The sequence below is a fragment of the Leuconostoc palmae genome, assembly GCF_019656075.1.
In the GTDB taxonomy this organism is placed as follows: Bacteria; Bacillota; Bacilli; order Lactobacillales; family Lactobacillaceae; genus Leuconostoc; species Leuconostoc palmae.
The window spans coordinates 108,919-123,726 of sequence record NZ_BPKZ01000005.1; the positions used below are offsets into that span (position 1 = coordinate 108,919).

The following is a 14,808-nucleotide window of genomic DNA, read 5'->3' on the forward strand; positions in this document are numbered from 1 at the left end:
GAAAATTCAATTAATTTGTTAAGGAGAGAAAGATGTCATTAACACCTGAAGAAATTTTAAATCATGAGTTTACAAAGAAAGGTTCACGAGCATATATTGCATCTGAAGTTGATGCTTTTTTGGATAAAGTTAACGCTGATTATCAAACCACAATTTTTGAGCGTAATAAGTTAGCTCATGAAAATGAACAATTACAAGCCAAGGTTGATGAGTTAGAAGCAAAACGTGAGCAGGTAACTCAGTCTATTGTTGTCGCACAAGAAGCAGCAGATCGCTTAAAAAAAGATGCTGACATAGAAGTAAAAAAGCAACTAACACATGCGCAAGAAGCAGCTACAAAAATCATAAGTGATGCTAAATCAAAAGCAGAGTATGAAGCAAGTTATTTAGCACAAGAAAATGCTGATTTAGTTGAGGAACAAAATGATTTACGACAAAAAGTTCTAGAATTTAAAAATTCTTTCTTGAATTTGTTGGAACTTCAGCGTAAACTATTAGAAAATGATGAGTTAGCAAAGGCAATTGTTAAGTTACCATTAGGCAAAACGAGTGCCGAGAGATTAGCACGCGACAACGAAATTGAGACAGAGGTTGTAATGCCAGAGCAGACAGTTGAGATGGATGGCACAAATCAACTTCACAACGTTGAAAACGAAAGTGATGATCCAGATCAAGGACCTGTTATTGTATTGCCGGATTAATTTTACAAAATAAATTAAAGTGTAAAACAGCAAGAAAGATTTTCATACGTGCAGCGAGTCATGATGGTTAGAGATGATCGTCCCTGTAATCTTTCAGATCAGTTACATAAAATGTTGAGCTGAATAGTCAGTAAGTTCAAACGGTGCAGATCGTTAAGACTGGATTGAGGATTACAATGGCATATTGTTATGTTACATAGGAAGCGTTGTAATCAAATAATGGGTGGTACCACGCTTATGCGTCCCTGTGTGTTTAGAAATAAATATACAGGGATTTTTTTGTCATTATTTACATACTTTAAAAGAGGAGAGTAACTATGAAATATAAAGATACACTAAATCTAGGAAAAACTGCATTCCCAATGCGAGGGTCACTACCAAAAACAGAACCGGAACGTCAACAAAAATGGTATGATGCAGATCTATATAATCAAAGATTGGCACAAAACGAAAAGAAACCTCATTTTAATTTGCATGACGGTCCTCCGTATGCAAATGGAAATATTCATTTAGGGCATGCTTTAAATAAAATCTCAAAAGACATTATTGTTCGTTATAAAAATATGTCTGGGTACTATGCACCCTATGTTCCTGGTTGGGATACTCACGGATTACCTATTGAACAACAATTAACCAAAGCAGGTCATGATCGTAAGTCTATGCCAAAGTCAGAATGGCGAGACTTAGCAAAACAGTTTGCTTTAGAACAAGTAAATAAGCAACGTAATGATTTTAAGCGTTTAGGAATCATGGCAGATTGGGATAATCCTTATATTACCTTACAACCAGAATTTGAAGCTGCACAAGTTCGAGTTTTTGGTGAAATGGCAGGCAAGGGGTATATCTTTAAAGGTTCAAAGCCAGTTTACTGGTCTTGGTCATCAGAATCGGCTTTGGCTGAAGCTGAAATTGAGTATCATGATATTGACTCGACATCATTGTATTATGCTAATAAGGTAAAAGATGGAAAGGGAATTCTAGATTCGGATACTTACTTTGTTGTTTGGACCACAACACCATTTACTGTTACAGCATCGAGAGGGATTACTTTAGGTCCCGACATGGATTATGCTGTTATTCAACCTGAAGGCGAAACTAGAAAATTTGTCGTTGCTACCGGCAGACTGGATGTTATTGCATCTAAGTTTGGTTGGGAAAATTATAAAACTTTAGCCACTTATAAAGGTCAAGATTTGGATCGTATTACAGCTTTCCATCCGTGGGATGAAAGTGCTGAAGAAATGGTCATGAATGCGGATCATGTTACTCTTGATTCAGGTACAGGTCTTGTCCATACTGCGCCAGGATTTGGTGAAGATGATTTTAATGTTGGTCAAAAATATGGATTAGAAGTTGCTGTAACAGTTGATGAAAAGGGATTCATGACCGCGTCAGCTGGGACAGATTTTGAAGGTGAGTTTTATGATGATGTTGTCGACTTGGTTATTGAAAAATTGAGTAACAAGAATTTATTCTTAGCTAAAGAAAAAATAACACATTCATATCCTTTCGATTGGCGAACTAAAAAGCCTATTATTTGGCGAGCAGTACCACAATGGTTTGCATCAGTTGATAAATTTCGTCAAAGTATTTTAAATGACCTAGATAATGTCACATTTTATCCTGAATGGGGTAAGAAACGTCTTTATAATATGATTCGCGATCGCGGTGATTGGGTCATTTCTCGCCAACGTGTTTGGGGTGTACCACTTCCTATCTTTTATGCAGAAGATCAAACACCTATTTTAGATCAAACAATTATTAATCATGTTGCTGATTTATTTGAAAAGTATGGTTCAAATTATTGGTTTGAGCATGAAGCAAAAGACTTATTGCCAGCAGATTATACTAACGAACATTCACCTAATGGTTTATTTAAAAAAGAAGAAGACATTATGGATGTTTGGTTTGATTCTGGTTCTTCATGGGCTGGTGTTATGAATACACGTAAGCAGTTAGACTACCCTGCTGATTTGTATTTAGAAGGGTCAGATCAGTATCGTGGTTGGTTTAATTCTTCTTTGATTACATCAGTTGCTGTAACAGGACATGCACCATATAAGAATGTCTTATCCCAAGGCTTCACATTAGATGGTAAGGGTAACAAGATGTCTAAGTCATTAGGAAATACAATTTCACCATTAGACGTTGCAAATCAAATGGGTATTGAAATTTTAAGATTATGGACTATTTCAGTAGATACTTCACAAGACATGCCCGTATCAAACGAAATTCTTAAGCAAGTTTCTGAAAGCTATCGTAAATTAAGAAATACGTTAAGATTTTTGATGGCTAATACTTCAGACTTTAATTATCAGACTGATGCAGTAACCTATGCAGAGCGTGCAGCTCATGATCAATATTTTTCAGTGCTGTTAAATAATTTTATTAAGGATGTACGTAGTGCCTATGATAATTATCAATTTAATGATGTCTTCAAGCGTGTCATTAATTTTGTTAATGTTGATTTATCAGCCTTTTATTTAGATATTGCTAAAGATGTTGTTTACGTTGAAGCACCAACTGGTCATGCTAGACGTTCAATGCAAACAGTATTTTATGAAACACTATTGGCATTAACTAAACTATTGTTACCTGTATTACCACATACGGCGGAAGAGGTTTGGGAATACTTGCCAAATGAAACAACAGATTTTGCTTATTTATCAGATATGCCTGAAGTCCAAGATCTTGGAGATACAACTCAACTACTTGAAACTTGGGAAAAGTTTATGATAATGCGCAATTCTGTCAACAAAGCACTTGAAGAAGCAAGAGCCTCTGAATTGATTGGAAAAAATGCAGAAGCGGCGTTGACATTATACTTAACAGACGAACAACAAACATTGGTAAGTGAGTTGAATGCTAATATAAGAATGTTGCTAATGGTTTCTCAATTACATTTGGAATCAACGACTAGTGATAACAGTATCAAAGATTACGATGGATTCAAAATAGTAGTTTCACGTGCAGCAGGTGGTGTATCACCACGTGATCGTATGTTCCATGAAGATTTAGGAGCTGATCCTGCTTTCCCAGAATTGTCAAAACATGAAGCTGAAATTATTAGAGAGTTTTATCCTGAAGCTGTTTCAGAAGGATTGGAATAAATCAAAAAAGATTATGTTAAAAACATAATCTTTTTTGATTTATATAAATACGCATTGCATGATACAATGTAACTTAACTGGTCATGATAAAAAAATAGGATACTAGTATGACAAATAAAAAAAATAGATACTACATTTTAACAACAATGTTTGTTGCCATTGTAATTTTACAAATGATGGTACCATGGTTAGGCATTATGCCGTTAGGTGCATTTGTGGTTGGTGCAAGTGCCACCATTATACAATTTACTGTTGCTATTTCTGGCATTTTACTTGGACCAAAGTATGGTGCGATTGTTGGTTTTTTTTGGGGTATTGCATCGTTGATTAACGCATTAACTCATCCAGGAACAATAGGATCATTAATTTTTCAAAATCCATTCACTGCTATTTTACCAAGAGTATTTGTAGGATTATTAATAGGCTGGCTGTTTAACCATTTTTTTCGGAAACGTTCAAAGTCAGTTAGATCGTTTGGATTAGCATTATTAGGTATGTTGGCAGCATTAATTAATACAACTGGTGTTTTACTGCTTACCACTTTGGGATTTAGTATAATGCATACTAATTTTACTGGCGTACCAAATCATAATATATTATTTTGGTTACTTGGCATTGTTTCATTCAATGCAATTTTTGAAATAATTGTGGGCATTGTTATTGTTTCAATAATTGGCAATATTTTGCTTCCTGTAGCTGAAAAAGCACAAATTGTTGGATAAAAAAAGCTTGCACATTGCAAGCTTTTTTTATGCACTAACCCAGACTCGAACTGGGAGCAAAGACTTAGGAGGTCCCCGTTTTATCCTGTTAAACTATTAGTGCGAACTATATTATTATACACTAAATTACTCGAAAATAGTTATTTATATTATAGATGTCACTAATTGACAAAATAATTTGTGTGTGATTTAATATAATTATTAAATAAAAAAGAGAAAAACATTATGAAAAACACATCTTATAAAAATTCACGAATTATTATCAGCATTATCATTATTGAATGATAGGTGCTGACATTTCGTGGTGCCTATCAATTTATTTGATAGGTAGCCGTGTTTTTCTTAGAAAACGAGCTACTTACCATAGTAGCTCGTTTTTGTTTGGATCAAAAGGGGAGAAGGATTATGACATTAACAGTAGAACAAAAAAAATTAGCTGAACGATTGGGAAATGCATTCAATCAAAATCAACCATTAGAACGTGACAAGTATGTCGGTGTAGTAAATGATTTTGATACGGCATATGAAGTTCAAGAAGTGGTGATGTCTCATAAAACAGAAAAGACTGCAGGCTATAAAGTATCGTTAACATCGCCAGAAACACAAGCCATGTTTAATTCAGATTCGCCACTTTACGGTGCACAAGTTGCAAGTCGTTTTTTGAAATCACCATGTACGCTAGATTTATCAGATTACAATGAGCCTCTTGTTGAAGTAGAATTGCAGTTTACAGCGAAAAAAGATTTAACACCTGATATGGATTTAGAGGAATTACTAAATAATACAACCGTTGCACCAGCATTGGAAGTTCCCGATGCTAGATTTAAAGATTGGTTTCCACGTTTAGATAAATATTTAGTATTGTGCGATTCAGCTGTTGGAGGTGCAGTGGTATCTGGAGAATCTCGAAACGGGGATGAACTAAATGTTCAAGACTTAGCTGAGGTTAAAGCTACACTGACACACAATGGTCAGAAAGTTAGTGAAGGATTTGGGTCAGAAGTTTTAGGAAATCCTTTAATGTCACTTCAATGGCTTGTTGGGAAATTAGCTTCTCAAGGACATCCTTTCACTGCTGGAACATATGCATCAACAGGAACATTTTTATTACCACCAAAATTAGTTGCTGGAGAATGGCGAGTTAGTTTTACTAATGGATTTAGTGATGTTGTATTAAATGTCAAATCAAAATAGATTATTGATTATAAAAAACTGATGCATTTTCTTATAATAAGAAAGCGTTTCCAGTATAAATAATTTTTTGATATAATGAACAAAAGAAAAGACTATTCATGAAAGGAAACGTTGTGTAATTTTACTGCACTTCTAAAATATAAGTAACCATGGGAAAATTTGTTGAAATGGATCACCCGTTAATTCAACATAAGTTAACGATGATACGTCGTAAGACGGTTGGAACTAAAGATTTTCGCGCACTTGTCGATGAAATAGCTATGCTAATGACATACGAAGCCAGCCGAGATCTTCAATTGGAAGATGTTGAAATTGAAACACCAGTTGCTAAAACGACTAAAAAGCAGTTAGCAGGTAAAAAATTAGCTGTTGTTCCAATTTTGAGAGCCGGATTAGGTATGGTTGATGGGATAGTTCAATTAATTCCAGCAGCTAAAATCGGGCACATTGGTATGTATAGAGATGAGCAAACACTTGAACCGGTAGAGTACTTTATTAAATTACCTGAAGATATTGATCAACGTGATGTTTTGCTAGTTGATCCAATGCTGGCAACCGGTGGCTCAGCAAAAGATGCTATTTCAGCTTTGAAAAAGCGTGGCGCTAAAAATATTAAACTAATTACGCTGGTTTCAGCTCCAGAAGGCGTTGATGCGGTTCAAAAAGCCCACCCAGATGTAGATATTTATACTGGATCGTTGGATGATGGTTTGAACGAGAATGGTTATATTATGCCGGGGCTTGGCGATGCCGGGGATAGATTATTTGGGACAATGTGATTTTTGGTGATAAAAAACTTATTTAAATAAAAATATTGACATTTTTTACTAATTTTTGTATATTAATAAATATAGAGAACAGCAATTAATTGCTCAAACAAGGAGATTATCATGAAGAACTACCAAAACAACAAGATGAATAATGCCCTCCTCCTCAACCTACTTCTCATATGAGTCTAGTTGGTTGTTATTTGAGTAAATCAGCTACTAGACTTTTCATAGTAATTTTATGAAATAGTAGCTGGTTAGGAAAATAAAAAGATCCTAACGAGTATTCGTTAGGATCTTTTTATTTTTTGTTAGAGATTATTTAATGCTCAAATATGGATATAAATAAATACGGAGAAAAAATATGGTACAAAATGCAATTGCGTCACAAGATCAAATTAAAACAGAAAAAATTCAAGAAAAAGTTGGAGAAGCAAAAGAGTCAATGAGAGATTTGATTTATAACACTTCAGCAGCCGTTTCAAATGCCATTTTGGTAACATTGGGAATGGGTTTGCTTCTCCAAACAATTGCAGGGTTTATACATTGGGCACCCATGGTTCAAATGGGCGCTATAACAAAAGTCATGTTGCCTGCCGCTTTTGGGGCCGCCGTTGCTTCGCAAATGAAGACGAATACAATGGTTATGTTTAGTGCCATGGCTGCGTCAACTGTTGGTGCAAATGCTGTATTTTTTAGTAAGGCAGCTGTTACTGGTGTTACTGCAACGGGATACGCTGGGACGCAAGCAGCAGGATCAGCAATTATTACAACGGGTCAACCAATATCAGCAGTTATTGCAGCAGTTATTGCCGTATTATTTGGTAAGTGGTTAAGCGGAAAGACACCATTAGATATGGTCATTGTACCTGCTGCTACAACTATTATAGGAACAGTTAGCGGTTATTATCTAGCAATGGTTACAACACCAGCTTTAGTAGCTATTGGACAATTTATCGCATCAAGCGTTGCAATAAATCCAATTATTGGTACAGCAGTTGTCGCAATGGTATTTGGTGCATTAACAATGACACCTGCATCGGCAGCAGCATTAGCTGTTGCCATTGGAGCAACAGGGGTAACATCTCCAGAAGCAGCAGGTGCAATATTGATTGGTACGACAGCAGTGTTCGTTGGTTTTCCAGCAATGTCATTCCATGAGAATAAAATTGGAGCTACTATTGCTCAAGGTATTGTCACTCCTAAGATTCAATTTCCTAATTTAACAGAGAATCCAGCGTTGATCATTCCACCAATGATTGGTGCAGCAATAGCAGCCCCAATTGCTACGATGGTATTTCACGTCACAGCACCGTTTGCTATGGCTGGAATTGGATTTAATTCATTCATTGTGCCTTTAGCCTTGGCTGGTTCTAATCCTGTGGCATTTTCAGCATATATGATTGTTGGTGTTGCTATTCCTGTCATTGTATCATTTGTTGGCTATCGTATTATGCGAAAGATGGGTTGGGCAAAACCAAATCAATTACACTTAGAAATGATTTGATGCATATCAAAAGTTTTAAACTAAATAAAAGACACTAAGAGTACTCTTAGTGTCTTTTATTTAGTTTAATGACGACGATGTTTTTGTTTCCTTTTAGTCATTTTTAGTTGAAATTGTTTTTCTTTAAATCATTGTTTATCTTGCGCTTTCTTTTTTTCTGTTTTTTTTTTATCAAGATGGCTGGCACTAAAAGATGTTTTATAAAATTTGATTCCTGACCAGTTTGTTAAAATCCACTGCAAAATTAATGAATTGGTAGGTTCAGAAGACCAAAAGTAATTTTATTAACATAATAATCCTGTTTATTTCTAACTTCAAAAATACCTTTCTAATAAGGCGACTCAAAAATAATTGTTAATGAGCATGTTACATTTAACATAAAATTGTCCTCCATATAAAAATCTATATAGAAGATGGACAACCAAGGAGGAGGGTTACTAATAGTTTTTCTTCAATGACTATAGCAGCATAAACATTAACGTAAAGGAAAGTTAACAGTAGCATATATTTTTAGATTTTCATGATTCATGCCATAAGGTTAATTTGAAATTTGTTGATTGTCCAGGGAGCCATTTAAGTGTGTTCATAGGATTAGATTTTGTTCCCCAAACATCTAATAGTGCAGCGATTGCAATATGGACTGGTGTTTGGGAGTCAAAAGTGATGTTGAGACGTATATAAATACCATCTGGTCTAAGTGTTGGCTTTACTGTTAGTAATTTTTTGGTATTATGTGTAGTGAGGTATCTGCCAGCAATAAAGTTACCTGAAATGAGCCAATTTAATTTGCGAACATACACAATATCACCAAAGTGACCAAAGGTAAAACTAATTGATCCAACGGTGTGATCAAGATATTTTAACGAAAAACGCGGTAATACACCATAAGACGTTTGTTGTATACGTACAAGTACTTTTCCAGACATATCTTGGACATGTAATTCGTCACCTTTTTTACCAGTACGACCAGAAACCAAGTAACTTGCTTGAAAGTTTTCATCGAATACAATATTGACGCCGTCATCTATGCTATGTCGTTGTCTTAAATAATATTTTGTCATGATTGCCTCTTGCAATAATTTTAACATGAAAGTAGTTTTTAAATTATGCCATTATCACATACATCATGGGCACCATATATCAAATCTAAATTAACAGCTAATCAACTATCACAAATAGCAGAATTTATTGACATACAGTACAAACAAGGTACTGTGTTTCCGCCACGCGAAAAAATATTTTCTGCATTGTCGATCACAACTTTGGAAAATACCAAGGTTGTTATTATGGGACAGGATCCATATCATGAAATAGGACAGGCGCAAGGGTTGAGTTTTTCGGTTCCAGACGTTGTGACTGCACCACCATCATTGAAAAATATTTTAAAAGAGTTAGCAACCGATATTGGTTATCGTCAGTCCCATGATTTAACATCATGGGCTAAACAAGGTGTATTATTACTAAATTCCGTATTGACTGTACCGCAAGGAAAAGCTAATGCACATGCCGGAAAGGTTTGGGAACCGTTAACAGATGCGATTATAGAAACAGTTTCAAGTCAAACAAAACCGACAGTTTTTATATTGTGGGGTAAATATGCACAATCAAAAAGAAAGTTTATTGATGAATCTAAACATTTAGTACTTTTATCAGCACATCCCAGTCCGTTATCCGCTTATCGTGGCTTTTTCGGCAGTCATCCATTCTCGAAAGCAAACATTTTTTTAGAACAGAATCATCGTCAAAAAATTGATTGGTTAAAATGAGTGAAAAAAATCACAAATTCATATATTTTAACAGACAAATAGTTTTAATTCTGTTACAATGAACCTGTAAATTAAAAGCATGTTTAAAATGCCGGAGGAAGATTTGTGGTTGAATTATTTGAACAATTAAAGCAGAAAATTAGTGGAGAAAATAAGGTTATTGTTTTCCCTGAAGGAGAAGACAGCCGTATTCAAGGTGCTGTTATTCGATTAGCTAAAGAAGGATTAATTAAGCCTATTTTGTTAGGGTCTGAACAAGGTATTTTAAGTACTGCAAAAGCTAATGGATATGATTTGTCAGATATAGAAGTCATTGACCCTTCCAACTATGATAAAAAATTACTTGCGCAATTAAATGCAGCCTTGGTTGAACGACGTAAGGGAAAAACGGATGCTGATACTGCATCAAAGTGGCTCCAAGATGTGAATTATTTTGGGACAATGCTGGTATATACTGGAAAAGCTGATGGCATGGTTTCTGGTGCTACTCATCCTACAGGAGACACCGTACGACCAGCTCTACAAATCATTAAAACTGCAAAGGGGTCTTCTCGAATTTCTGGTGCATTTATTATGCAAAAAGGTGATCAGCGTTTTGTCTTTTCAGATGCAGCAATTAACATTGATGTTGACGCTGAGACAATGGCAGAAATAGCAGTTCAATCAGCTCAAACTGCCAAAGTGTTTGATATTGACCCCAAGGTGGCGATGTTATCATTTTCAACAAAAGGCTCAGCAAAATCACCACTAGTAGACAAAGTTTCTGAGGCCACTAAACTTGCAAAAGCAATGGCACCAGATTTGGCTAATCAAATAGATGGTGAATTGCAATTTGACGCTGCGTTTGTGGCGTCTGTAGGTGCAGCAAAAGCACCTGAGTCAAGTGTTGCGGGACATGCTAATACTTTTATATTTCCAAGCTTAGAAGCCGGAAATATTGGTTATAAAATAGCACAAAGAATGGGTGGTTTTGAAGCAATTGGACCAATATTGCAAGGTTTGGCCAAGCCTGTGTCGGATCTATCACGCGGTGCTAATGAAGAAGACGTGTACAAAGTAGCAATTATTACAGCAGCCCAGGCTTTAGCATAAAAAAACTAACGTTTTAAACGTTAGTTTTTTTTGTATCAATTACAGCTGCTATGTGATTGTTTTTAATGAATATCTTTGTAAAATGCGAGTTTTCTATATCATGAATTAATGCGAGTGCTTCATCCTCTTTCATTGCTATTTCAATATCACCAATAAACAAAATGTAGCGATCAGCCATATCATAAAATTGTATGGTTGCTTTTGTTTTGGATTTTTTTGACATTAATTTCAATAATTCAATCTTATTAATCATAATATTTTCTTTCTACTCAAATTGAGAATCATAAAGATGACGATAGAGTCTATTTAATGCTAACAATTCAGAGTGCGTGCCAGTTTCTTCAATTTGTCCGTTATTCATGACAATAATATTATCTGCTTTATGAACAGTACTCAGTCTATGGGCAATAATAATTGATGTTTTACTAACCATTAAATTGTCTAACGCATGTTGTATTGCCTTTTCTGATTCGTTGTCCAATGCCGCAGTTGCCTCGTCAAGTATGACAATCTGCGAATTTTTTAGTAAAGCTCTCGCAATTGAAAGTCTTTGCTTTTGATCGCCAGATAGTTTAATGCCACGCTCACCAACTTCTGTTGCCAATGAAAGTGGTAACGTTTTGATAAAGCTAGCAATATCAGCTTTTTCTGCCGCTTGCCAAATAGATTCTTCAGAATAATTTACGGAACCATAACTAATATTATCAGCAATTGTGCCATCTATTATCGTCACGTCTTGGCTAACAATAGAGATATTTTGTCTTAAACTTTTTAAGTCTAACATTTTGATATTCACATTATCAAAATTGATTGAGCCACTTTGGTAATCATATAGTCGTGCTAGTAATTTAATAATGGTTGTTTTACCTGAACCAGATCGTCCGACGAGTGCCGTTGTTTGACCTTTTGGAATAAATAGCGAAACGTTATTCAAAGATATGCGTTTCTTTCCGTCATAACTAAATGTTACATTTTGAAAGTAAATACCTGTTTCTAGCGGATTAGGTAATTTTAGAGGATTGTCAATTGTAGTAATTTTAGGTTTATAACTTAGTATGTTTTTTATGCGATCATAAGATACTTGAGCATTTTGAAAAACATTAATTAACATTGTAAATGAACGTATTGGATCTTGTAGCATGCTGACATAAGCGAGATATGCGACTAAGCTACCAATTGTCATGTGATGAGTCATAACTAGTAATGAGCCGAACAGTAATACGATTGCTGTACCAATTGTATTAATAAATGTTATTAAGAGTTGAAATATCGCCTGCCATTTTGTAGCTTCTAAAGAATATTTATTTGATTCTTCTGCAATATTTTTGAAATTTTGAATTTCAAATGTCTCAGTTGTATATAACTTGATAAGCTCTATTTCAGTTAAGGTCGATTGCAACTGATTGTTAATTTTACTTTGAGAGGTTCTAACTTTAGAAAAAGATTCGCGAATTTTATTTCGAAAAAAACGTATGGTAACAAATAAAATTGGGAATGTAAGAGTTACCATTAAAGTAAGTGACCAGTTTTGCCAAAATAGAAAGACTAATACGGCAACAAAAGTAAATAAGTTGCCAATAATGCCAAAAGTATTTGAACTAATTAACATTTGTAGATTACTAATATCACTAGTCAAACGAACCATCAAATCACCAGTCTTTGTATCTTGAAAAAATGAGAAATCTTGTTTAAGAATATAGTTGTAAGTTTTAATTCTCAATTTCGTTATATCTTGTTGTGAGAGAAGTTGCATCATATAAGTAAGTCGAGACAAAAGTTATAAAACCTAGAAAGACAGTTATTATTAGTAATCCTAAAACATTTAAATACCATTGATTTTTATTACTAATGGGTAATACATGGTCAATTATATTTTTTGTAAATTGTGGAATCACAAAGTTTAGACCGGCTATTATAGTTAATAAACTAACATTTAAGGATATCAAAAATTTGAGCTGTACAACAGTGCTCTTATACTAAAAAAATGGACTATTTTTATTCAGTCCGTAAAATGAAAGTATAGGAGTATTTTTATGTCAATTCGTTATTCACAAGATTTCAAAGATTCATTGGTTAAACTTCACCAAGAAGGCCGTTCACTTAAATCATTAGCAGAAGAATTTGGTCCGTCGAAAGATTCTATTGCTATTTGGGTTAAACAAGCTACCCCAATCATGATCAAGCAACTAGAGAAGCGCCTTGCTATTTTGGAGGAAGAAAACGAAATTTTATCACGCATAGCCTGACAGGCATTGAGCGGCCATCTTACTAGCCAAAAAATAGTCCGTAATGTGGGATTGCCGCTAGTTAATCAATTTTTAGCACAAGGCTACGCGCTTGTGCGTATTTTAAGTGCACTTAAAATTAAATCTAGTACCTATTACAATTGGCGCCATTGGTTGGTATATCAATTTTTATAATCGCAATCGTATCTCAAATGTCGCCTAATTAACTGAATAAAAATAGTCCAATTTATTGACTTCTGAGCAATTACTACTGTAAATAAAAAACTTACTACCTAGTGTATTTAATCACATTGACAAATTAAAGATATAGGACTATACTTCAATTTGTAAAAAAATTCACATTAGGGAGATTGTTATGTTTGCTTTAACTAAATCGCAAGCAAGTTTAAAAGAAATTGTCATCAAAAGCATTTGGTATGGATTTATTGCAGGAATGATTTCAGGCATGGTTAAGATTGGATGGGAAAATATTTTCCCACCACGCACCATTGCCCGCAATTTAATTAATCCGCCACAACATATGGCAATGCAACTAGGAATACCAAAAAAACTTGTTGAATCGTACGTTTACTATTCACAAGATCAGAAGGTATTTTGGTTCACGTTGATTTTACATTTTTCATTCGCTATCGCATTTTCAATTTTGTACGTTTTTGTGTCACAATACTGGTCTAATATTGGTTTGTGGCAAGGCGCTGCTTATGGTATTGTACTATGGATTGTTTGGCATGTTATTCTAATGCCAGCTTTCGGAACAGTGCCAGCACCATGGAATCAGCCGTTTGCAGAACACTTCTCAGAGTTTTGGGGACACATTGTTTGGGCTTGGGCAATCGCAGCGACAGTTTATTACTTGATTGCGAAAGATAAAAAGGGTCATTTAGTAAATATTTAACTTCAAAAACACCAGTTAAGGTGTTTTTTTATTGACATACGAGCATTGCGCGAACGCAAACACAACTTAATGAGTGACATTTGCCTGTTACTCGTACATAGTAAATTAAAAAGTACATTGTATTAAATGTGTGTTAAAATATACACATGACGACTTCTGAGAAAGTTTATCTTTGCACTCTTCCCTGAATTAAAATTGTGAACTAAACTTTTTGCTTGTACTTTCTGAGGAGTCGTCGTACATAGTGACAGTTTCCATTTTGGAAATAGTCGTATAATATTAAACCGGTCGATTTTGACCTGTTTTACATATGTGACACACACGCACCTTAACGGGTGCTTTTTTATTGGAGATAAATATGGAAACAATAAAAAAACATCATTTGATATAGTTCCGTTAGAGCTACCTTGTTATAATGTAAACAATAAAATCAAGGTAGGTAATAAAAATATGGATCCAGAAACTAGTAAAGTTGTTGGGCAATTAGCAATGCTCTTATACTAAAAAAATGGACTATTTTTATTCAGTCCGTGAAATGAAAGTATAGAAGTATTTTTATGTCAATTCGTTATTCGCAAGATTTCAAAGATTCATTGGTTAAACTTCACCAAGAAGGCCGTTCACTCAAATCATTAGCAGAAGAATTTGGACCATCAAAAGATTCTATTGCTATTTGGGTTAAACAAGCTACCCCAATCATGATCAAGGGTCAGGAAAAGACTTTAAAAGACGTCAAGCAACTAGAGAAGCGCCTCGCTATTTTGGAGGAAGAAAACGAAATTTTATCACGCATAGCCTGACAGGCATT

Annotated in this window: 13 protein-coding genes, 1 tRNA gene and 1 pseudogene; 11 read left to right on the forward strand and 4 right to left on the reverse strand. The window is 34.7% G+C overall.

The features are described from left to right. Nucleotides 1–32 precede the first annotated feature (32 nt). The 3 genes from K5Q12_RS04100 (at nt 33) to K5Q12_RS04110 (ending at nt 4,533) form a co-directional block, all read left to right on the forward strand. On the forward strand, nt 33–701 hold the full coding sequence (locus K5Q12_RS04100) for a DivIVA domain-containing protein (RefSeq protein WP_220742448.1): 669 nt from the start codon (nt 33–35) through the stop codon (nt 699–701). 317 nt (nt 702–1,018) lie between these two features. Then, nucleotides 1,019–3,811, forward strand: coding sequence for an isoleucine--tRNA ligase (gene ileS / locus K5Q12_RS04105; RefSeq protein WP_220742449.1), 2,793 nt, complete (start codon nt 1,019–1,021; stop codon nt 3,809–3,811). A gap of 107 nt (nt 3,812–3,918) precedes the next feature. After that, the gene (locus K5Q12_RS04110) at nt 3,919–4,533 is read left to right on the forward strand and encodes an ECF transporter S component (RefSeq protein WP_220742450.1); all 615 of its coding nucleotides are present in this window, start codon (nt 3,919–3,921) and stop codon (nt 4,531–4,533) included. 30 nt (nt 4,534–4,563) lie between these two features. On the opposite strand, the gene K5Q12_RS04115 is transcribed toward K5Q12_RS04110, so the two are convergent. Then, nucleotides 4,564–4,636: transfer RNA gene (locus K5Q12_RS04115), tRNA-Arg, on the reverse strand. Nucleotides 4,637–4,938: 302 nt separating this feature from the next. On the opposite strand from K5Q12_RS04115, the gene K5Q12_RS04120 reads away from it, so the two are divergent. The 3 genes from K5Q12_RS04120 to K5Q12_RS04130 all read left to right on the forward strand — a co-directional run bounded on the left by K5Q12_RS04120 (nt 4,939) and on the right by K5Q12_RS04130 (nt 8,001). Continuing rightward, a complete protein-coding gene (locus tag K5Q12_RS04120; RefSeq protein ID WP_220742451.1) occupies nt 4,939–5,727 on the forward strand; it encodes a 2-keto-4-pentenoate hydratase in 789 nt (262 codons plus the stop codon). A 149-nt stretch (nt 5,728–5,876) separates the two neighbouring features. Further along, nucleotides 5,877–6,506, forward strand: a complete 630-nt coding sequence (upp, locus tag K5Q12_RS04125; protein ID WP_220742452.1) for a uracil phosphoribosyltransferase — start codon at nt 5,877–5,879, stop codon at nt 6,504–6,506. A gap of 352 nt (nt 6,507–6,858) precedes the next feature. After that, nucleotides 6,859–8,001 carry a PTS sugar transporter subunit IIC gene (locus K5Q12_RS04130; RefSeq protein WP_220742453.1) on the forward strand — a complete coding sequence of 381 codons (1,143 nt, stop codon included), beginning with the start codon at nt 6,859–6,861 and terminating at the stop codon, nt 7,999–8,001. A gap of 518 nt (nt 8,002–8,519) precedes the next feature. Here the strand turns inward: K5Q12_RS04130 and K5Q12_RS04135 are convergent. Further along, entirely contained in the window at nt 8,520–9,062 is a 543-nt protein-coding gene (locus K5Q12_RS04135; protein ID WP_220742454.1) for an LURP-one-related/scramblase family protein, read from the reverse strand. A 45-nt stretch (nt 9,063–9,107) separates the two neighbouring features. Between K5Q12_RS04135 and K5Q12_RS04140 the strand changes: the two genes are divergently transcribed. Together K5Q12_RS04140 and pta are read left to right on the forward strand one after the other, a co-directional pair. Then, entirely contained in the window at nt 9,108–9,767 is a 660-nt protein-coding gene (locus tag K5Q12_RS04140) for a uracil-DNA glycosylase (RefSeq protein WP_220742455.1), read from the forward strand. A gap of 105 nt (nt 9,768–9,872) precedes the next feature. Beyond that, complete coding sequence (gene pta, locus K5Q12_RS04145; RefSeq protein ID WP_220742456.1) at nt 9,873–10,859, forward strand: phosphate acetyltransferase; 987 nt, start codon at nt 9,873–9,875, stop codon at nt 10,857–10,859. Between the two features lie 13 nt (nt 10,860–10,872). On the opposite strand, the gene K5Q12_RS04150 is transcribed toward pta, so the two are convergent. Beyond that, nucleotides 10,873–11,112, reverse strand: a complete 240-nt coding sequence (locus K5Q12_RS04150) for a phosphate acetyltransferase (RefSeq protein WP_220742457.1) — start codon at nt 11,110–11,112, stop codon at nt 10,873–10,875. Nucleotides 11,113–11,124: 12 nt separating this feature from the next. Further along, nucleotides 11,125–12,805: pseudogene (locus tag K5Q12_RS04155) on the reverse strand (ABC transporter ATP-binding protein). Nucleotides 12,806–12,892: 87 nt separating this feature from the next. Here K5Q12_RS04155 and K5Q12_RS04160 point away from each other — a divergent pair. The 3 genes from K5Q12_RS04160 to K5Q12_RS04170 all read left to right on the forward strand — a co-directional run bounded on the left by K5Q12_RS04160 (nt 12,893) and on the right by K5Q12_RS04170 (nt 14,800). Further along, a complete protein-coding gene (locus K5Q12_RS04160; protein WP_220742458.1) occupies nt 12,893–13,105 on the forward strand; it encodes a transposase in 213 nt (70 codons plus the stop codon). A gap of 355 nt (nt 13,106–13,460) precedes the next feature. Further along, nucleotides 13,461–14,000 carry a YagU family protein gene (locus K5Q12_RS04165; RefSeq protein ID WP_220742459.1) on the forward strand — a complete coding sequence of 180 codons (540 nt, stop codon included), beginning with the start codon at nt 13,461–13,463 and terminating at the stop codon, nt 13,998–14,000. A gap of 557 nt (nt 14,001–14,557) precedes the next feature. Continuing rightward, nucleotides 14,558–14,800 (forward strand): transposase, encoded by a 243-nt coding sequence (locus K5Q12_RS04170; protein WP_220742460.1) that lies wholly within the window; start codon nt 14,558–14,560, stop codon nt 14,798–14,800. Nucleotides 14,801–14,808: the final 8 nt, after the last annotated feature.

Excerpts from the sequence above, each read along its gene's own strand:
- K5Q12_RS04100 (WP_220742448.1), top strand. The coding sequence starts at position 33 with ATGTCATTAACACCTGAAGAAATTTTAAATCATGAGTTTACAAAGAAA.
- ileS (WP_220742449.1), top strand. The coding sequence starts at position 1,019 with ATGAAATATAAAGATACACTAAATCTAGGAAAAACTGCATTCCCAATG.
- K5Q12_RS04110 (WP_220742450.1), top strand. The coding sequence starts at position 3,919 with ATGACAAATAAAAAAAATAGATACTACATTTTAACAACAATGTTTGTT.
- K5Q12_RS04120 (WP_220742451.1), top strand. The coding sequence starts at position 4,939 with ATGACATTAACAGTAGAACAAAAAAAATTAGCTGAACGATTGGGAAAT.
- upp (WP_220742452.1), top strand. The coding sequence starts at position 5,877 with ATGGGAAAATTTGTTGAAATGGATCACCCGTTAATTCAACATAAGTTA.
- K5Q12_RS04130 (WP_220742453.1), top strand. The coding sequence starts at position 6,859 with ATGGTACAAAATGCAATTGCGTCACAAGATCAAATTAAAACAGAAAAA.
- K5Q12_RS04135 (WP_220742454.1), bottom strand. The coding sequence starts at position 9,062 with ATGACAAAATATTATTTAAGACAACGACATAGCATAGATGACGGCGTC.
- K5Q12_RS04140 (WP_220742455.1), top strand. The coding sequence starts at position 9,108 with ATGCCATTATCACATACATCATGGGCACCATATATCAAATCTAAATTA.
- K5Q12_RS04150 (WP_220742457.1), bottom strand. The coding sequence starts at position 11,112 with ATGATTAATAAGATTGAATTATTGAAATTAATGTCAAAAAAATCCAAA.
- K5Q12_RS04160 (WP_220742458.1), top strand. The coding sequence starts at position 12,893 with ATGTCAATTCGTTATTCACAAGATTTCAAAGATTCATTGGTTAAACTT.
- K5Q12_RS04165 (WP_220742459.1), top strand. The coding sequence starts at position 13,461 with ATGTTTGCTTTAACTAAATCGCAAGCAAGTTTAAAAGAAATTGTCATC.
- K5Q12_RS04170 (WP_220742460.1), top strand. The coding sequence starts at position 14,558 with ATGTCAATTCGTTATTCGCAAGATTTCAAAGATTCATTGGTTAAACTT.